Annotated in this window: 17 protein-coding genes and 2 tRNA genes; 9 read left to right on the forward strand and 10 right to left on the reverse strand. The window is 67.0% G+C overall.

The features are described from left to right. Positions 1-2: 2 nt before the first annotated feature. The gene (locus IT430_16120) at positions 3-3,500 is read right to left on the reverse strand and encodes a hypothetical protein (protein ID MCC6909468.1); all 3,498 of its coding nucleotides are present in this window, start codon (positions 3,498-3,500) and stop codon (positions 3-5) included. Positions 3,501-3,560: 60 nt separating this feature from the next. Then, positions 3,561-4,394, reverse strand: coding sequence for a hypothetical protein (locus tag IT430_16125; GenBank protein MCC6909469.1), 834 nt, complete (start codon positions 4,392-4,394; stop codon positions 3,561-3,563). Between the two features lie 92 nt (positions 4,395-4,486). Here IT430_16125 and IT430_16130 point away from each other — a divergent pair, with 92 nt between their 5' ends. The 3 genes from IT430_16130 (at position 4,487) to IT430_16140 (ending at position 6,981) form a co-directional block, all read left to right on the forward strand. Beyond that, entirely contained in the window at positions 4,487-5,029 is a 543-nt protein-coding gene (locus tag IT430_16130; GenBank protein MCC6909470.1) for a UvrB/UvrC motif-containing protein, read from the forward strand. After that, on the forward strand, positions 5,026-6,072 hold the full coding sequence (locus tag IT430_16135) for a protein arginine kinase (GenBank protein MCC6909471.1): 1,047 nt from the start codon (positions 5,026-5,028) through the stop codon (positions 6,070-6,072). Before IT430_16130 ends, IT430_16135 begins: the two co-directional genes overlap by 4 nt. 78 nt (positions 6,073-6,150) lie before the next feature. Next, positions 6,151-6,981 carry a sugar phosphate isomerase/epimerase gene (locus IT430_16140; GenBank protein ID MCC6909472.1) on the forward strand — a complete coding sequence of 277 codons (831 nt, stop codon included), beginning with the start codon at positions 6,151-6,153 and terminating at the stop codon, positions 6,979-6,981. A 91-nt stretch (positions 6,982-7,072) separates the two neighbouring features. Here the strand turns inward: IT430_16140 and IT430_16145 are convergent, their stop codons facing one another. From IT430_16145 to IT430_16155, 3 genes are all read right to left on the reverse strand, one after another. Next, positions 7,073-8,182, reverse strand: a complete 1,110-nt coding sequence (locus IT430_16145) for a hypothetical protein (protein MCC6909473.1) — start codon at positions 8,180-8,182, stop codon at positions 7,073-7,075. A 354-nt stretch (positions 8,183-8,536) separates the two neighbouring features. Next, positions 8,537-9,031, reverse strand: a complete 495-nt coding sequence (purE, locus tag IT430_16150) for a 5-(carboxyamino)imidazole ribonucleotide mutase (GenBank protein ID MCC6909474.1) — start codon at positions 9,029-9,031, stop codon at positions 8,537-8,539. A 61-nt stretch (positions 9,032-9,092) separates the two neighbouring features. Continuing rightward, the gene (locus tag IT430_16155) at positions 9,093-10,511 is read right to left on the reverse strand and encodes a M28 family metallopeptidase (protein MCC6909475.1); all 1,419 of its coding nucleotides are present in this window, start codon (positions 10,509-10,511) and stop codon (positions 9,093-9,095) included. A 218-nt stretch (positions 10,512-10,729) separates the two neighbouring features. Here IT430_16155 and IT430_16160 point away from each other — a divergent pair, with 218 nt between their 5' ends. Beyond that, a complete protein-coding gene (locus IT430_16160; protein MCC6909476.1) occupies positions 10,730-11,617 on the forward strand; it encodes a fatty acid desaturase in 888 nt (295 codons plus the stop codon). Between the two features lie 54 nt (positions 11,618-11,671). Then, positions 11,672-12,520 (forward strand): TVP38/TMEM64 family protein, encoded by an 849-nt coding sequence (locus IT430_16165; GenBank protein ID MCC6909477.1) that lies wholly within the window; start codon positions 11,672-11,674, stop codon positions 12,518-12,520. Between the two features lie 28 nt (positions 12,521-12,548). Here the strand turns inward: IT430_16165 and IT430_16170 are convergent, their stop codons facing one another. After that, entirely contained in the window at positions 12,549-12,872 is a 324-nt protein-coding gene (locus IT430_16170) for a hypothetical protein (protein ID MCC6909478.1), read from the reverse strand. 312 nt (positions 12,873-13,184) lie between these two features. On the opposite strand from IT430_16170, the gene IT430_16175 reads away from it, so the two are divergent. Both IT430_16175 and IT430_16180 read left to right on the forward strand, forming a co-directional pair. Continuing rightward, complete coding sequence (locus IT430_16175; GenBank protein MCC6909479.1) at positions 13,185-13,847, forward strand: PEP-CTERM sorting domain-containing protein; 663 nt, start codon at positions 13,185-13,187, stop codon at positions 13,845-13,847. Positions 13,848-13,947: 100 nt separating this feature from the next. Then, positions 13,948-14,442, forward strand: coding sequence for a DUF4920 domain-containing protein (locus IT430_16180; protein MCC6909480.1), 495 nt, complete (start codon positions 13,948-13,950; stop codon positions 14,440-14,442). A gap of 63 nt (positions 14,443-14,505) precedes the next feature. On the opposite strand, the gene IT430_16185 is transcribed toward IT430_16180, so the two are convergent. After that, positions 14,506-14,592: transfer RNA gene (locus IT430_16185), tRNA-Ser, on the reverse strand. 199 nt (positions 14,593-14,791) lie between these two features. Between IT430_16185 and IT430_16190 the strand changes: the two genes are divergently transcribed. Continuing rightward, positions 14,792-15,823, forward strand: a complete 1,032-nt coding sequence (locus IT430_16190; protein ID MCC6909481.1) for a WD40 repeat domain-containing protein — start codon at positions 14,792-14,794, stop codon at positions 15,821-15,823. Positions 15,824-15,862: 39 nt separating this feature from the next. On the opposite strand, the gene IT430_16195 is transcribed toward IT430_16190, so the two are convergent. Beyond that, positions 15,863-15,936 (reverse strand) — tRNA-Arg (locus tag IT430_16195). A gap of 61 nt (positions 15,937-15,997) precedes the next feature. On the opposite strand from IT430_16195, the gene IT430_16200 reads away from it, so the two are divergent. Further along, positions 15,998-17,200, forward strand: coding sequence for an MFS transporter (locus IT430_16200; protein MCC6909482.1), 1,203 nt, complete (start codon positions 15,998-16,000; stop codon positions 17,198-17,200). Positions 17,201-17,226: 26 nt separating this feature from the next. Here IT430_16200 and IT430_16205 read toward each other — a convergent pair whose 3' ends face one another. Further along, positions 17,227-18,564 (reverse strand): transglutaminase domain-containing protein, encoded by a 1,338-nt coding sequence (locus tag IT430_16205; GenBank protein ID MCC6909483.1) that lies wholly within the window; start codon positions 18,562-18,564, stop codon positions 17,227-17,229. Between the two features lie 105 nt (positions 18,565-18,669). Continuing rightward, complete coding sequence (locus IT430_16210; protein ID MCC6909484.1) at positions 18,670-18,882, reverse strand: hypothetical protein; 213 nt, start codon at positions 18,880-18,882, stop codon at positions 18,670-18,672. Positions 18,883-18,951 lie beyond the last annotated feature (69 nt).

Raw genomic sequence — 18,951 nt, forward strand, 5'->3', positions numbered from 1 at the left:
GGTCAAGTGTGAAGACCCGCTTCATCTTCCGCTTCATCGGCGGGCGGCAGGGGAGCGAGCGGGCCGGCCTCGGCCGCGGCGGGGCGCGGTCCGGCGAGTTCGAGCATCGACTGGACGGCGGTGCGCACGCGACGGATGCGCACATCGCGCCGCACGCCATAGCCGCGCACCCGCGTCAACTGGCGGAAGATTTCCAGCCAGAGCGAGGAGCGCTCGGGCAGGTCCTCGGCGCAGTTTCGCGCCAGGTTGATGATCCAGGCGCGGTACTCGCGGTCCCGCCGGTGCCAGGTGCTGATGAGGCGCGCGTGGCGCAGCAGCGCGAGCAGGCGCAGCCCGGCCCCGCCGAGCGACCAGTAGCCCCCGATGACGGATCGAAGCGGCGCCTGGCGCACCTGGCCGCGAACGCGCAGCGTCATGGTGTCGCCGCCGGCGCGGTCGGCGCCGAGTTCGCGCATGATGCGCCGCTGCCGATCGACGCGCAACGCGGTGCGGGCGACAAAGGGGGTATCGGCGATGAGCAGGCCGCGGGCGACTTCGTCGATGGCCAGACGCGTGAGGGGGTAATTCGCCGCGGAGCGTTCCGCGGCGTAGATGCGGCTGATGAGTTCGGCGTAGGTGCGCGCCAGCGGCAGGCCGCCCCAGTATTCGCAGTCGATCAGCCGCGCGATGAAGCGGCGTTCGGCCAGGCGCGAACCGTCGCCGCGGCGCAGGCCGGTTACGGCGTCGAGGGTTCCGAGGGCCAGCTGACGGAACAGCGCCGCCTGGGGCTTTTGCCTCCAGCGCTGGCGCGACATCACCGCCGCGTGCAAGCGCACGAGCGACTCCGGGCTCATCGGCGCGGGCTCTTCGAGCGGCATCTGATCGGGCGCGGTCGAGGCGAGCGACCGGCCGAAGGTGACGGCGTCCGGGTGCCGGCCAAGACCGTGGTCGTCCAGCGCTGCGGCGGCGTCGTCGAGTGAGGTGGCGCTCACGGGGATCAGGCCGCGCTGAAACGCCGCCCCGACCAGCACCGACGCCACGTGCTGGCGCGACTTGAGCCGACGCTCGCACAACTCGCTGGCGCGCAGCACCAGCCGCTCGACGGGCGGGATGATGGCGTTGAGTTCGCCCGGCACGATGTAGCGCGGCTCGAAGGATCGGTCGTCGAACGAGGACGCGACCGCCGGCGAAAGGTCGAGGACCAGTGAAGTCTGCTCGGGCGACGCCACGGCCAGGCGGCTCTCGGCGTCGATGGAATCGACCAGCGATTCGAGGTCCATGGCGATGATGACGTGCGCAGCGCCGTACGGGATGCGCGGCGTGATCGGCTGGACCGGCTCGGTCGGGCGCGGGTGTGTGAAGGCGATCTGTCCGATCCACGAAGCGCCGGCCCGGCCAAGCAGCGCCTGTACGCGATAGCCCATGCGCCGTCCTGCGGAATCAATCAGGCGCAGCGCCTGGAGGACGTCGGACTCGGTGCGGCCGCAGAGGTGGGCGTTCCAGATGGGTACGTGGGGGTGGCGAAGTGTCGGTTCGGGCAGCGCCGCCGCCTGTGCGCCGTCGCGCCGCGGCGCCGAGCGCCGCTGAAGGCGATACTCCTCGAAACCCGGCCAGCCGTCCAGCGGTGTGGTCAGCGGATCGGCGGGGTGCGCCATGAGCAGGCGCGGGCCGTGCACCCCATTGAGCATCGGCGTGCGCGTCCAGCCCCGGCGCACGAGCCACGCGTACGCGATCGCGGCCAGGGGTGACGAGGGCACCACCGTCGCCTCGACGGGTGCAAAGCCGCGCTCGGACCAGACGCGCGGCGGGCCGGCGACGTGCTCGGGCTCCGATTCGGTTCGCGCATCGATGATCACGACGGCCACGCCCGGCCCGAGCAAGGCGCTGCGCAGATCGTGGGCGAAGGTGGTCAGGTCCGTCGGGTCGGTGCGGATGATCCGAAGTTGCCGGATCTCGCGCTCGCTGACCATGCTCCGCGCGAGGCGATCCACGTCGGCGGGCTCGATGCCGCTGAGTCGATCCGGCGGATCGGGCAGCACGAGAAAGGTCGTGTCGTGCCGGCGCAAAATGGCGTGGGTGATGGCGCTGCGGCCGACGGTCGGCACGCGTCGCCGCTCCATTTCGATGATCTGTCGCTCGCCCTCCTGGCGTTCAAGCGTGGCAGTCTCAAGGGACTCGACGCGCAGTTCGCTCGCCGGGCGATCGGGCGCCGGCAGACTGAGTTCATCGCGCAACTGCTCGATCATCGCGTCGATGAGGGGTCGGATGAGGCTCTGTTCGCGCGGCTCGCGGCGATGTCGCTCGAGGGAAATGCGCGCGCCGATGGCGCGCGCGGCGGGAAGTGACGCGAGGCGCTGCGCCACGGTCTCGTGCCCTGTCGTCGTGCGCCGTTCGGCCAGGAGTTCGCCCAGTGCGGCCGCCAGTTCCGACGGGTGCAGTTCGGGATCGCTCGACACGCCCGGCTGATCCGGCTTGTGCCCCGGAAGCACTTTGCCGAACACTTCCGCAGCGCGCTGGCCCGAGCGCCGCAAACCGTCGGCCAGCACTCGAATCGACTGCTCGATGAATGGTCGGCCGTTCTCGACGACGATCATCTGTTCGCAGCGGCTGAGCATCTGCTCGACGGGCCGGGGATCGAACGGATTGATGCACCCGAGGCGAAGAATCGGCAGCCGGCCGGTAAGTCCGAGCAGCGCCAGCGCGTGTCGTAAAGACGCGTGCGCCGAGCCGAAGGTGATGAAGCCCATCGGCACGACCTCGCCGGGCAGCGGCGCGTTGAAGACCTGGTCAAGCCGCCGACGGCGCAGTTCGGTCTGCAGGGGGGTGCCGCGATCTTCGGTGCGCGGGTCACCGCTCGAGGGCGCGCCGCGCACGGCGGGATCTTCGGCGTGCAGTTCTGTCTCGCCGCCGCCCATGATCATCGGCGTGAGATAGACCATCACCAGGGTGCCCGCGGCCCGCGAGAGGCGCATCGCCTCGTTGAGCAGGCGGGTTCCTTCGTAAGGCGTCGAGGGCGCGAGGATGGGGACGTCGAGATAGGCCGCCAGGTCGCGCGGGTCGGCGAGCGTCGGCCGGTGCACCGTCTGCCAGCCTGCGCTGATGCTGTCGGTCTCGGTGGGGGCGCCGAAGTTCCAGCGCGAGTGGCACACGACCAGCACGCCGCCCGAGCGAGGGCTCACGCGGATCTGTCCGGCATCGAAGAGCGCATCGACCGCCTGGCGGAATCCGCGCAACTCGTAGAGCCCGACGACGCGCCGCCGGGCGAGCAGCGCCGCGCGCATCAGACCTGCGGTGATGGTGTCGCTTTCGGCCATTTCGGTGGCGACGCCGGATTCATCGAGTTCGCCGGCAAAGCGCGACCACGAAGCGAGCAGCCCGGGAATCGGTTCGGCCTTGGACGCCAGCAGGAGATCGACCCCCGCTTCGCTCTCGAGGACGCCGCGCAGCACCCAGTGGATGCCGAGATTGAGTTCGCGCTCCCTGCGCGAGCGGGCTTTCCAGTTGGCGGCGGCCTGACTCACGATTGTCCCCACAGCGCCGGATGCATGGTGGGTGATGGTATCGTGCGGCCGGCGCGGAGGTCAGAAGGGCAGTCCATGCGCCGTCGCCAGCGAGAGGGCGACGAACTCGCCGATGAGAATCATCGTGCTCGAGACGTAGAGGATTCCCGTCGCCGACTGGTTCGAGCGGATGCGCACGCACTGCAGCGCCATCCAGGTCATGATGAGCGGGACGACCAGGCCGACGAGGAATCGAGCGCACAGCAGCAGCACGGCCATGGTGAGCGAGCCGCGCTGAGGCTCGGCGCCATCGCGCATGAGCCACCACGGCAGCAGGGCCCCAAACAGCGCCAGCGCGAGGCGAAGGGCCAGCGCGAGGAGCAGCAGGCGCACGAGGCGCAGGAAGGGCTGCTGGGTCATCTCGCTGCCGGAGGTGAGGTAGGCGTGTCCGAGGAGCATGGCCATGAGCGAGCCACCCGTGAGCCAGCCGGTGAGCGCCAGCGCCGGTCCGATGAACCAGATCGGCCAGTGCATGGCGCGCTGGCTCGCGCTGGAGTCGATCGCCAGCGGCTGCATCCACGCGAGCGGCTCGGCGACGTAGCCAAGAGATAGCGCCAGCACGACGGCGGCGCAGCCCACCGAAACGACGAGGCGCTGCGAGCTTCGCCAGCCGGACTGCACGAGCATGAGGTGCGCCAGCGCCGTGACGACGAGGATCGCGCCGACGAGGTGAAGTGCCGCTCTGCTCTGCTCCGGCGGGTCAATGAGCATCGCCGCGCCTCCGATGCCCAGAAGACTCAGCGCGATAAGGTCCCCGAGTCGCAGCCACTGGAGCGTCACGGCACGCGCGGCGCAAGCCGCTTGACTCAGGGCGATGCCAAAAGCGAGAAGCGCCAGAACCAGCGGTAGCGACATGGCGCATTATTGCCGGCTCCGGGGCCGCGGATTCGATTCGTCGGCACACGGAGGATGGCAGCCCGATTCGGCGCTCTGTATAATCCGCCGACATGAACGGACACAGGTGCGATCGGTGTGGCGAAGAGGCCACGATCCACGAGTACACCCCGTCAAAGGGAAAGGTGCTCTCTGAGACGCACCTGTGCGAAAAGTGCGCGCAGGAACTGGGCATGGAAGGAAAAGTGGTCAAAGGGTCACAGGAATTGCTTCAGCAGTTGATCCTCGCCAAGGCCGGGCGGCGCAAAGCGCCCGTCAGCACGACCTGCCGTTCTTGCGGACTTTCTTGGGGCGAGTTCCGCGAGCACAGCCTGCTGGGCTGTCCCGACTGCTACGCGGTCTTCGAAAATCAACTCGGCCCGCTGCTTGAGCGCATCCACGAAGGCGCCACGCACCACGTCGGCAAGACGCCGGTCAATCAGAATCTCGATCTCGCGCAGCGGCTGACCCACCTGCGCAAAAAACTTGCCGAGGCGCTCGCCGCCGAGCAGTACGAACGGGCGGCCAAGATCCGCGATGAACTGCTCGATCTCGGCTCAGGCGAGTCGCCGCCGCCGGCCGAGGGCGGCGAATCGGCCGGGAGCCTGCGCGCATGATCGGCCTGGACTTTTCATCCACCGGCGAGTGGCTGCGCGGCTCGGGCCCCGATTCGGACGTCGTCATCTCGACCCGCGTGCGCCTGGCCCGCAACATCGCAGGCTTCAACTTCGCCAACCGGGCCCAGTTGAGCGAGCACCAGCAGGTCCTCGCCCTGGCTCGGGAGCACATCACGCCTGCCTGCGACCGCTCCGGAATGCTGTGGGTGGATGTCGGCGCGCTCGAGCCGCTCGAAGCCACGCTGCTCGTGGAGCGACACCTGATTTCCAAGCACCTGGCCAAGAGCGATCGGCCTCGCGCTGCGGTCATGCACCCGGACGAGTCGCTTTCGATCATGGTCAACGAGGAAGATCACCTGCGGATGCAGGTGATCCGCAGCGGGCGGCAGACGGGGGCCGCGTTTGCGGAGGTCAACCGCATCGACGATCGCCTCGGCCAGCGCCTGCCGTTCGCGTTTCACAAGCGGTTCGGCTACCTCACCGCGTGCCCGACCAACGTGGGCACGGGGATCCGCTTCAGCATCATGCTGCACCTTCCGGCGCTGATGCTCACCAAGGAAATCGAGCGGGTCCGCCGCGCCGCCCAGGACATGCAGCTGGCCATCCGCGGGTTCTACGGCGAGGGCTCGGACGCGCTGGGCGACATCTTCCAGATCTCCAACCAGACGACGCTGGGCAAGACCGAAGAGCAGTTGATGCGCGAGTTTGACGAAGGCGTTATGCCGCGCGTGGTCGAATACGAACGGCGGGCGCGGCAGGTGCTCGTCGAGCGCCGCAAGTCGCTGCTCGATGACCGTTGCTTTCGCGCGCTGGGCATCCTCCAGAACGCGCGTCTGCTCAAACTCGACGAGTCGCTGCGACTGCTCAGCCACCTGCGCCTTGGCGTGCAGGTGGGGCGCATTACCGGCGTCGATCCGCAGACGATCGACCGGCTGCTCGTTCTCGTGCAGCCGGCCCACCTGCAGAAAGCTCTCGGCGAGTCGCTCCACCAGGCGGAGCGCACCGAAGCCCGCGCCACGCTCATTCGTCAGCACCTGTCCTGACCACTTGCATCACCCCCACGGACGACACTACACTGGATCGGCTGCTCGCCCGCAGCCTCCTCGCGGAGATCGCACCCAGTGGCACGGTTGGCGACCATCGCTCCGTTCAACTTTGAATTCGATACCGTCCGGTTCCTGCGCGCCTATCGCCGGGCCGGGTGCAGCCACGCTCAGTTCTATCGCAACGACAAGGCCCCGTTCGAGCCGGCGAAAGCGATCGACTGCGCCCGCGAAGCGGGGCTGGAGTTCGATTCGATCCACGGGCTCTTTGGCGCATCGCTTGACCCTTCAGCGCCCGATAAGAACACGCGTCTGGCGAGCGTGGACGTCTACGAGCGCGAAGGCGAACTCGCCGCCGAACTGGGCGGACCGATGGTCGTCGTGCATCCGTCGTGGATGAATCCCGAGGGTTCGCCGATTTCCAGGCCGCCGGGGGCCGACCGGCTGGCCGCGCTGCGCGCTTCGATGGAGAGCTTGGCGCGGATCGGCGAGCGCCTCGGGGTCGTGTACCTGATGGAGAATCTGCCGGGCTTCTTTCCCATCGGCCACGATGCGCGCCAACTCGCCGGCTGGGTGCGCGACCTGGACTGCCCAAACGTGCGGATGTGCTTCGACACCGGTCACGCGCACATCGAATCAGGATTCAACGGCTCGGTGGCCGATCAACTGCGGCAGTGCATCGACGTGGTGGCGTACATCCACGCTCACGACAACGACAGCGTGAAGGACAACCACCGCATGCCAGGCGAAGGGTCGATCGACTGGGACGCCGTGGCGGCCGTGATCGCCGATGGCGCACCGGCCCAACTGCCATGGATGCTCGAGGTGTTCTATCCCGAGGCCGAGGTCGAAGCGCTGGTGGACGGCGGCCTCGGTGCGCGGCTGGCGCGCTGCTCGGTGAGCCGCTGACACTTGCACGCAAGCGGAAGAAAAAGCCAGGCTCCGCGCCGAAGCGCGGAGCCTGGTCGATGTGCAGTGCCATCGTCAGATGGCTGACGAATCACGGAACCTGAGCGACGTTGCTCGTCTTGCAGGGCGTGTCGACAGCGACGAGCTGGACGAACCCGCCGCATGCGCCGGAACTCGCCTGCGCGTTGACGCTGCCGGCACCATTGCCGGTGTTGATGGTGTTGTAGAGCTGCAGCTGGTTCGTGCCGAGGCCGAGTTGCGTGCCGGCGCACGGACCGCTTCCGATGGTGAAGTTGCCGGTGTTGCGGGCGAAGACGATGCCCATCGGCTTGTTCGCCGGACCGCCGCTCCAGGAGAGGTTGACCTGGCCGGGGCAGGTGCCGGTGATCGTGCAAGCGAAGCCTGCCGTCGCCGGGGCGATGTTCATGTTGTCGAACGCCGCGATGTTGCCGACCGCGCCGCCACCTGAGAACATGCGGAAGCCCGTGGGAAGCGGCCGTCCGCCTGCCGAGCCGCCTTCGAGGTAAGCTCCGCTGACGGGAGCGGTGGTGGTCTGGTTGGTGGTGAGGTCAGTGATCGAGGCTTCGACGATCTGGTTGGTCGCGAAGTCGATCTTGGTCCGGAAGCGGTACCAGTGGTTCATCGAGAGGTTGGTCCACTCCGGGCCGGGCAGAAGTCCGGGCGCGAGCAGGGCCACGCCGTTGGCGTCATAGGCGAGATAGCCGCACTGCCAGCTCGTCGGGTTGTTGACGTCGCCATAGGTGAACAACTGGATATAGCTCGCGCTGCCCGGATACGGTTGGGCGGAGAATGATCCGATGTTGTTCGATGCCGGCGGTGCGCCGGTGTAGAGCGCGGCGGCGTCGAAGGTAACGGTCGCCCCGCCGGTGTTGCCCCAGTTGATGTCGCGCTGGGCGCGGCCGTAGATGCCGCCGCCGGGTCCCTGGACGGCTACGAACTGGCTGCCGCCCTGTGGATTGGATGCGACGCCGTAGCTGTTGCCCGCGTAGGTGAACGCGAGGTAGTCAGTTCCGGAAGGCAGGTAGTAGGAATCTTGTCCGGTGAGCACCGTGCCGCCCGAGGAGGCGTTGATGCCGTCGGACACCTCGAACCCGGTCGAGTACTGCGCCAGGGCGCCGCTGGCCAGTGCCAGCACCGATGCGGCGCAGGCTGAAGAAACAAACGCAAAACGCTGGATCATGTCTCAATCCTCCTTATGAGGGCCGGCGTGCTCCGTCTGGCGGCGCGCCGGTTCGAGTGACCGAGCGGCCGGGCGAACACCATGTGCGACCGCCCGCTCGACAATGGGACTGTCGCGCCGCATCGGGGAGGTGAATTGCAGACAGGTCTGGCCCACGAATAGGCCCAAATCGGAAAGCGGCCCAACCCCTTGGTCGCTTCTCACCCCCAAACACGGTCCGCGAACGGCGTATTGGAACACAATCCATCTGCCGTGTCAATGGTAAAAACGTCAATCCACCAGAAACGGACCAGATTCCTACGAACGGAATGCGACCGACGGGCGCTGCAGCGGCGCCGACTCGTGGGAGCGCGATCAGCCGGCGCGCGGATCGGGATTGGCTAGCACCTTTTCCGTCTGCTTGCGGCGGTAGTCTTCCAGCGCCGGCAGGTACTCCGGCCGGGCGTGGGAGACGATGGCTGCGGCGAGCAGGCCGGCATTGGTCGCGCCGGCATTGCCGATGGCCAGCGTCCCCACGGGAATGCCTGCAGGCATCTGCACGGTCGAAAGCAGCGAGTCCATCCCGCCCAGCGACTTGGTGAGCATGGGAACGCCCAGGACCGGCAGCGTGGTGTGAGCGGCGGCGACGCCTGCGGCATGCGCCGCGCCGCCGGCGCCGGCGATGATCGCCAGAATACCGCGCTCCCGGGCCGTCGAGGCGAACTCAGCCAGTTGGTGCGGGGTGCGGTGTGCCGAGAGAACGCGCACCTCGAAGGCGATGCCCAGCGTCTCGAGCGCCGCAGCGGCGTTGGACATTGTTTCCCAGTCGGATTTCGAACCCATGACGATGGCGACCAGTGGTGTGCTCATGGGCCGATTCTTCCCTCCTGCATTCCCCAGGCAACCCGAGACCCGCCCTTATTGACGCGCCTCATCGCGGCGCATCGGTGCAGAACGTCACCGGGCTGCGATAACCGTCCGAATCAAAGGCGCGCACGCCAAAGAAGTAGTTGTCCTTGTTCAGTTTAAGGTTCAGTTCCGTGGCGTTGCCGGCGTCGCGGCTGTCGGTCCACTCGTGCTCGGTCGTCAGGCGCCACACGACTTCGTAGCCGGCGACATCCGGCTCCGGCGACGCATCCCAGCGCAGCAGCGTGTCGTTGCCGAGATTCGCCGTGACAATCCGGGCGTTGGCTGGCGCGGAGGGTGCGTTGGCCAGGCAGGCCAGGGCGGCGCCATTGACCCGCGCGACTCCGGCGAGATAGTTCGCATCGACGAACTCGGGCAGGTCGCCGAAGCGCACGCCGCGTTCCTCGCGCACGTCCTGGTGCTGGCGGTCGTAATTCTCTTCGACGATGGTGAAGCGCACGGCGGGGAAGCCGGCTTCGTTGAATGATGTGTGGTCGCCGCCGCGCAGGAAGCGGTCGGTGCGGTTGACGAGCATGGGCTGCACGGCCAAGCCGTAGTGCCGGGCCGTTTCGGCGACGTAGCGGGCCAGTTGGCGCGAGGGGGAATCATTCTCCATTCCCAGCCGACGAATCTGCGCGAGCTGGGCGACGTCGATGGTGCGCGGCAGTGCTTCGGAGAAGACGCGAATCTGACCGTCGTAGACGTTGCCGGACGGTCCCTTGGGGTCGCCGACGATGTCGTTGCTGAGCACGGCGCGAATGTCCGAGCCGGCGTCGCGGGCGTTCATGGCGTGCAGCCGCGCGCCGAGCAAGCCCTGCTCCTCGCCGGCGGTGGCCATGAAGACAATGGTCGAGTCGTAGCGGCGCTGCGACATCACGCGGGCCAGTTCCATCACCACCGCCACGCCCGAAGCATCGTCGTTGGCGCCGGGGGCGTCGGATTCACCGTCCAGCGCTTCGCTGGCGCGCGAGTCGTAGTGGCCGATGACGTAGTAGCGCCGGCCGCGCGCCTCGGGCATCGCGCCGGTCAGTTCGGCCACGACGTTGACAATCTGCGTCTCGACGGGCACGCGTCTGCGGTCGGGCCCGTAGGTGTGCTCGTCGAAGTAGACCTTCATCGTCTCGGCGCCGCTGCGGCCGCTGAGCATGGCGGTTTTTTCGAACTCGGCGAGGATCCAGCGGCGAGCGGCGCCGATGCCTCGCGTATCTGACTCGGTATCGCTGAGTGTGTGTCGCGTGCCGAACGAGACGAGCGAGTCGACCACGGCCTTGGCGCGCTGCGGCGAAACTTCGGCGAGCATTTCGCGCACGGCCGAGCCCCGGGCACCGGCCGCAGAAGTCGCCGGTTCGGGTGATGTCGAGGTGGTGGCGCAACCGTTCACGAGCATTCCTCCAATGGCGGCCGCGACGGCCAGGACGCGCGATATTCGGATGGGTCTGATCATGATGGGCAGTGTAGACGGACCCCCCGCGCGCCGCAGCCCCGACACCGAATTGAGGTCCGCCAGCAGCGTCTTTGCGGTCGCACGGCCACCGTTCGCCTGAGGCGTTTGGATCGGTCAGGCCGACTATCATCACGGGAGATCGCTCGCGCCACCGTGGCCCCGGGCATCGCGCCTGAAACACCCCCGCGCTGCAGTCGCGGCGCCTTGCGGAGTTGTTCATGTCGGATCTGGTTGTGGATGGGCAGAAGTTTTCGTGGAAGTATCTTGACTGGCCGGTTTTCGCAGCCATCCTGGCGCTCCACGTCGGATGTGTGGCGGCGTTCGTGCTGCCGTTCAGGTGGGAAATGCTGGGCCTGGCGTTGGTGCTGTGGTGGATCTGCGGCGGATTGGGCATCTGCCTCTGCTATCACCGGCTCCTTACGCACAAGAGCTTCAAGACACCCGACGTTGTTAAGTACTTTCTCACGATCCTGGGCAATCTGAACTGGCAGGGGAGTCCGATCCACTGGGTCGGCATTCATCGCCTGCACCACCATCATTCGGACGAGGAGCACGACCCGCACTCGCCCCGGCACGGCTTCACCTGGGCCCACATCCTCTGGTGCATGGTGAAGGACCCCAATGGCAATCACGCCCGGGCGGCGGCGCGCGATCTGCAGCGCGACAAGGTCATGGCATTTCTCGACCGGTACTACTTCGTGCCGCAGTTCATCCTTGCGGGGCTGCTCTTTGTCGCCGGGGCCTGGAACTGGGGCGGCGGGTGGTCGTGGCAGTACGGCCTGGCGTGGGTGGTGTGGGGGGTGTGCATCCGCACCGTCTTCGTCTACCACTCGACGTGGTTCGTCAACTCCGCCAGCCACACGTGGGGCTATCGCAACTTCCAGACCACCGACAACTCGCGCAACACCTGGTGGGTGTCGATCCTCGGCTTTGGCGAGGGCTGGCACAACAACCACCACGCACTGCAGCGCTCGGCGGCCCACGGCATGAGATGGTGGGAGTTCGATCTCACGTATCTGACGATCCGCCTGATGGCGCTGCTCGGCCTGGCGTGGGACGTGGTCACTCCGGACAAAGCCGCCGTGGGCACGGGAAACTCGCATTGACTTCGGCGGGGACCTCGCTGTGGAATGGCCGCCCTGCAAGGCGGTCGGTGCGCCGTGCCTTCTGACGCGACATCTCACCAGCGTGCGCCCGATCGCGGCGACGGCAACGCGTCCGCGCCGGCGGCGGGCCGGCCCAGCGCCGGGGAAATCTGGCGCCGCCTCGGGCCGACGCGCTGGGTGGGCCTGCTGTGGGCCACGGCGCCGGCGCTGATGGGCTTTGCGCTACTCGCGTCCTTTGGCCCCGTCTCCGACTGGTTCGGCTCGTGGGGCGCTTCGGGCATCTACGTTTATGCGATCATCTTCGCGGCGGCGGCGGGCTCGGGCATGCTGCCAACCTATGCGCAGTCGCTTCTGGGCGGCTGGGTCTTTGGATTCTGGTATGGGTGGGCCGGCGCGATGTTCGGCTTTACCGCGGCGGCGGTCATCGGCTATTTCATCGCGCAGCGAGCTTCGCATCATCGCGTCGAGCGCCTCGTCGAGTCGGATGACCGCGCCCGCGCCGTGCGCGATGCGCTCGTCGGCCGCGGCTGGTTGCGCACGCTGGGGATCGTCGCGCTCATTCGCGTGCCGCCCAATTCGCCCTTTGCGCTGACGAACCTGGCGATGGCGACAACGGGCGTGCGCCTGGCGCCGTACACGGTCGGGACGTGCATCGGCATGGCGCCTCGCACCGCGGTGGCGGTGTGGTTCGGCGCGATGGCCCAGGCCAGCGGCGCCCGCGACATCCAGGAGTACATCCACGAGAAGGCCGGCTGGTGGTACGCACTGGGCAGCTTCGCGCTGATGTTCGCGATGCTCGCGATCATCGGCGCCATCGCCAATCACGCGCTCAAACACGTCACCGGTCAGCGCAGCGGGTGCGGAATTGAAAACGAGCCCGACCGACCGGCCGGGCTCGAGTGAATTTGAGAGCGCGAAGTGCGAGACTGGGTCAGTGGCCCGGGTCTTCTTCCGGGGCGACTTCTTCCAGCTTCTTCTTGGCGGCGGCGACGAACTCGTCCTTCTTGCTTTCGGGCCATTCGTTCCAGGTCTTGATGCAGTCTTCACAGCAGAAGGCGACAGCCACGCCCTTGTACTCGACGGTGGGCGATTTCAGGCTGACGGCCTGACCAGTGTCCACCGGGCACGATGCATTAAATGCGAGTTTCGCCGGGGCGCCGTTCCCCGATGACGATTCCTGCTTCTTGCAGCCGCCCAGCAAGGCGACGCCAAGCACTACGGTGATTCCAATCCTGCAGCCATGCTTCATCAACATATCGGTCTCCTTGTTCGGTTAGAACTTGCTTCGATCCTAGGGATAGTCTCTGGCACCCAGCAGGTTAATTCTATCCTTTCCGATTTCCATCGGGCTTTACCCTTGATTCGTCGCCGCGATTGGCGTTATGATTCGCGGCATTTGGCGGGGCGGTCGTGTGCCGGCTGCCTCGGAAGGTGAGGGGAGTTGGTTCAACCCAACTCGGCAATCCACTCCCGTTGAAGTCATCGCCGCCTCGGCGCCGATGCTGTGGGTTGGTGCAACCCGCCCTCGTTGCTTCAGACACGAGGTGCACTGAATGAGGAACGACTCATGCGCGTCCGCGGACAGAACGCAGCAAAAATCCTAGGCACCGCCCTCGCCGCGGTGCTGCTCACATCAACTTCCGCCGCCCTGGCCCAGGCGCCATATCGCGCGGTGTCTTCGACGCGGCCTGGAACCATCGACTTCACCGACTTCGTCGGCCGGAGCGTCCAGACCAACGGCCCGGTGGATCTCGGACAGGGCGTCACCTGGTCGGTTACTTCGGAAGGCTGGATCGGCGACATGCCCTTCGGCCTGCGCACCAACGGGTACTGGGACTCGGGGCGCGCGGGTTTCGCCGGACTGAACATCGACAACAGCGCCATGCTCTTTGAATTCGACGCTCCAGTCGCCAGCGTCGGCGCGTTTGTCAACTACGCACCCGTTACCGGACAGGGACCGATTCCCACCATCGAGGCGCTCGATCGTTTCGGCCGAGTGTTCGACTCGTTCACGCTCGACGTTCGCACGCCCAACGCAGTGAACGACGGCCAGTTTCTCGGATTCGAGCACGAAAGCAACGACATTCACTCGTTTCGATATCGCGCCCGCTATGGGGTGCTGGATGATCTGGAATGGTCGCGCCGGGGCCTGATCCCCGCGCCCTCGTCGCTGGCCATGCTGGCCGTCGGCGCCCTCGGATTCGCGCGGCGGCGCCGTCGCGAGTCTTGATCCGCGATCGCGGCTTTCATTCAATGACCATTCGCCAACGACCGGCGCCGTCTCGGCGCCGGCGTTGGCATTCGCGCCCTCGGCGCAAGGAGTGAAAGCCATGTTCAGGAACGCCTTCTTTGCTGCGATTCTTGCCGCCGCGGCGGTGACTGGCGGATGTCATTCGACGGGCGGCGACGTCGCTTCGTGGAATCACTACGGCCCGGCGGATCTCGACTCTGATACGCCCGTGCCTCTGGGGGCGATCGACCAGACGCAGGCCGGCCCCGTCGTCGTACGCGGCACCATCGACGAAGTCTGCCAGACCAAGGGGTGCTGGATGGTCATCGTGGACGGCGACCGATCCGCTCGCGTGAAGTTCAAGGACTACTCGTTCTTCGTGCCGCGCAATGCCGCCGGCCGGCAGGTGGTGGTCAGAGGGTGGGGCGAGCCGACGCTGATCGACGTACAGTGGGCGCGGCACATGGCGGAGGACGCCGGCCGCAGCCAGGCTGAGATCGAGGCGATCACCGAGCCCGTGGCGGTCTACGAAATCACAGCCATCGGCGTGTACATCTCCGGCTCCGGCCTCGAGGAGCCGCACACTGGCGGCTGATCTGAACGGCCGGTCAAAAAGCAGACGCCCCGCGATCCGATCGCGGGGCTTTTTCGCTGAAAGCGGAGAGGGTGGGATTCGAACCCACGGTGGCCCGAAGGCCACACCGGTTTTCGAGACCGGCCCATTCAGCCGCTCTGGCACCTCTCCGGAAGCGTTCGCGGAAGAATACCGCCCGCAGGTGCGATTGCAAGCGCGAAGTTCATGTCATGCCGCCGGAGCGGGGCGCAACGGGCGTGTAACAACTTGCGAGGCGATGCGGGAGGAGCGCGCGGAGGCGTTATGATGCGAAAGTGACGGGGGCCCTGACCAGCCGCGTCGATGCAGCTGAGCACGAAAGGAGTACGCCGTGAACCGATCCGCGTGTCTGTGCCTGATGCTCGCCTGTTCGATGATGACCGGAGCCGAAGCGCTCGCGCAGCGCGAGGATGACAAGGTCGCCAGCAGCCTGGCGGCGCGGCCGATTTCGACCCAGGTGCCCTTTGCCATCGAGTTCAATCCCGGCGGCGATGCGGTCGCCATCGGGACCGGCGACGGGCGCCTCATCGTCTGGTCGCCCCTCGACGGGCGCGAGTTCTCCATCCAGGATCATCGCTTCTGGACCTTCTGCGCCGCGTGGTCTGCCGATGGCTCGCGCCTCATCACCGGCGGAGGCGACGATGTGATCAACATCAGAAACGCGCGCACGCTCGATCTGGTCGGGACTCTCGAGGGCCACGGAGACGATGTGCACGGCATCGCGCTCTCGGCTGATAACCGCGTGCTCTACTCCGTCGGCGATGACATGATGCTCTTCGCGTGGGACATCGAGCGCGGCTCGCCGATCTACCGCATCAAGGCGCACGATGAGCAGATTCCATGCATCGCCATGAGCCCCGACGGCAAGACGCTGGCGACCGGCAGTCGCGACGACACGGTGAAGCTCTGGAACGCCGCGGATGGCAAACTGCTGCACACGTTCACCGGCCACCTCAACGACGTGCTCGACGTGGACTTCGGCCCTGATGGGCGAACGCTCGCGTCGGCCAGTTATGACACGACCATCATGCTCTGGGATGTTCCCGGCCGGTCGCGCCAGAGTGTGATCCGCGAGCACAAGGACCGGGTGTTTGCGGTGGAGTTCAGCCCGGATGGCAAGTCGCTCTGGTCCGGCGGCGAGGACAACGCGCTCGTTCAGACGCAACTCACGGGGGGCATGGCTTCGAGCCGCATCGTCGTCGGCGGCGACATCGCGCGCCTGGCCATCAGCCCGGACGGCAGCGCGCGGGCGTACACCTCCAGCGACGGCTACGCGCGCTGGACGACGCAACTGCCCGGGCAGGAGCAGTACACGCTGCACCAACTCCGAGTGGACCCCACGTCACCGCTGCTCGACCAGTAGCAGGATCGAAGCCAGCGCGAACAGTCAGATGAGGGGAAGCGTCCGCGGCAGGATTCGAACCTGCAACCTTCTGCTCCGGAGGCAGATGCTCTATCCAATTGCGCTACGCGGACACGCGGGCGGCCGATGCCAACTTGCTCGCCGCCTCAACCGGCGAGTATACGATCCGCCCCGATGACTGGCAAGGACCACACGCCCTCGCGCGTCGATGCACTGCTCCTGTCCGTCCTGGCCTACGCGGGAATCGCCAGCGTCGGCACGGGCGTGATGCTCAGCGGGGTGTTCTTTATCACCCGCGAAGCGTTCGGATTCAGCGATGGCCGCAACCTGCTGCTCGGTCTCGTTGTGCAATTGCCCTACATCCCGGCGGCGCTGCTCTCGGGCCCGCTGTGCGCGCGGCTGGGCGCGCAGCGCGTGCTGCTGATCACGGTGCTGGGCATGACGCTCGCATGCGCAGCGCTGGCGACGATGCCGCCGGTGTGGATGTGGTGGTGGCTGGCGCCGATGTACAACGCGTTCGCCGGCATGCAGTGGCCCATCGTCGAAAGTTACATCGCCAGCGGCCGGCACGGGCGCGACATGCGCCGCGCCATCGGGCTGTTCAACATCACCTGGGCCGCGACCATTGCGCCGGGTCTGTGGCTCATCTCGCTGGCGCACGGCCGGCCGCAGGTGACGTTCATCGTGCTGGCGATCATCCACGCCGGGACGTTCCTGCTGGTGCGCGCCTGGCCGATCCAGCCGCGCACGCACGATGTCGAGGCGGGACGGCAACACACCGGCGAGGCGTATCCGAACCTGCTCCGCGCCTCGCGCGTGCTGCTGCCGACCGGGTACGTGCTCATCTACATGCTCGGCCCGCTGCTGCCGGGCATCTGGGACCGCCTCGGCGTCGATGCCGCGCTGGCGCCGACGCTGGCCAGCACGTGGATCATCGTGCGCGTCGGCGTGTTTGCGCTCATGTTCTGGTTTCCCGGCTGGCACGGCAAGTGGTGGATCCTCGGCGTCGGTGCGACCCTGCTCTGCGGCGGGACGGTGCTGACGCTGCTTGAGATTGCGGTGTGGGCCGGCGTGCTCGGCCTGGCGCTGCTGGGCTTCGGACAGGGGATGATCTACTACGCCGCGCTCTACTACGGCATGGCGGTCGAGCACGCCGCGGTCGATTCAGGCGGGCGCCACGAAGCGATCATCGGAGTGGGCTACATCCTCGGCCCGACGCTCGGCCTCGCCGGCGCGCAATTGTCCATCGGCGCGGCGGCCACGGGCGGCGCGCTGCTCATGACCGGCGTCGTGTCTACGGTCGGCGCCTCGCTGGCCGTGCACTTCTATCTCAACGCCCGCCGGGCCCGCGCGGCGCTCCGTGCGCCGCCGGGGTAGCGATCGAGCGCAGCGGCGCGGCGCCGCTACGAGCCTTTCCGCGAGAAGGAGAACACCGGCTTGATGGGCACGGGCCGGCCCTCCACTTCGAGCACGGGGTACGCGAGATAGTTGATGGGCCCGCTGACCGGTCCGGGATCGACGACAAGGTCGCGGCCCCGGCTCAACTCAACGCGATTGGCGGGATGGTGCCCGAAGTAGTAGGTGGACAGTGGCGCGTACTTGTCGGCCTCGCTGATGTCCACGGGCCACCACTTGCCCTCGGCGTAAAACTCCGCCCAGCAGTGGTAGCCGTCTACGCCGCCCTCGTTGCGCTCGGAGGGGATGGCGGCGCCGATGGCGAAGCGTGCCGGGATGTCCGCCGCCCGGGCCAGCGCGATGAAGTACGAGTGAAAGTCGGTGCAGTTGCCCGTCGCGCTGTCGCATGCGTAGGTCGCGTCGCCCTGGCCGAAGCCTTCGCCGTAGCGCATGTAGCGCATGCGGTCGATGGTGTGGTCGTAGAGCAGCCGGGCTCGCACGAGATCGCCCTGCCGGTCGCCGAGCACTTCCTTGGCGATGCGCTTGAACTCATCGCTCTCAGGCACGAGCCGCTCGGCGGCCAGCGATTCCTGCGGATTCTGGCGGTCGTCTTCGTAGGCCGACTTTTCGGTTCGCTGCACTTCGAAGCGCAGTTCGACCGCCTCGCCGCTGTCATCAGGCGTCAATTCGAGGAAGAGCACCTGGTTGCCGAATCGCGCATCGGTGAGTTGCCGGCGCTGGCCGGGCGCCTTGATCTCGTCGACGGTGACGGTCTGAAAGGCGTCGCTCTGGGGCAGGGGGATCCACATCCGCGCATCGCCGTCCAACTGCGGCAACTGCACCTGGTAGACAAACTCGAACGAGTCGCGGCCCTCGATGACGCCCAGCAGCGTGCGATCGGCCTCGTCCACCGACTCGCGCACCCACGTCTTGTCCTCTTTCTGCTTCCAGACGTAGAAGGGTTGGCCGTTGAGTTTGTGGATCGTGGTCTCGGTGACGGTCATCTCGCCGGGATCGCCCGAGAGAAAGAAATCGACGTCGTAGACATCGCCCTGCGTGCTCGCCAGATCGACGCAGGCAAAGTGCCGGCGGGGGCCGAGGTTGGCCAGGTATTCGAGATGGACGCGGACGAGTTTGAGTTTGAGCACGCCGCCCTCGTAGGGCAGGGTGAAGTAGCCGCCGTGTTGTTTGGACTGCTCAGCGATGTGGTTTTCAATTCCCGCTGCGATGTCCGCGGTGACGACGTGCGGCACGGGGCTGAGGCCCGACTGGGCGGGCTGCTGATTGGCACTGCAGCCTGCGGTCGCGAGCAGGCCGAGCATTGGCGGAATGACGGAGAAATGCATGATCGACTCTCCCTTCGAGCGCATGCGTTCACATGGGCGTCGGCCCGGTGGCCGAAATCGCGGGGACTCCAACAGGGGTGATACGCCGACGCGAGCGGCTGGTTCTCAGTTTCGCGAGGGATGTTCGCTTGAGGGGTGCTCGTTCGAGGGATGTTCGCCTTGAGGATGCTCGGCCTGCGGGTGCTCGCCCTGAGGATGTTCCGCCTGGGGGTTCTCACCGGCGCGCACATCCGCCTCGTCGGTCTTGCAGCCGGTGAGGGAGATGGACGGGCCCGCAATGAGCGCGAGGCACAGTGCGGACATTCGCTTGCCGGGCATGACGTTTTCCTGACGGGGTTGGCGTTGGCACAGGCCCGGGCGCCAACCGAACCGGGCTGCTCACCGAGT

It is taken from the genome of Phycisphaerales bacterium (genome assembly GCA_020852515.1).
Classification (GTDB): Bacteria; Planctomycetota; Phycisphaerae; order Phycisphaerales; family UBA5793; genus UBA5793.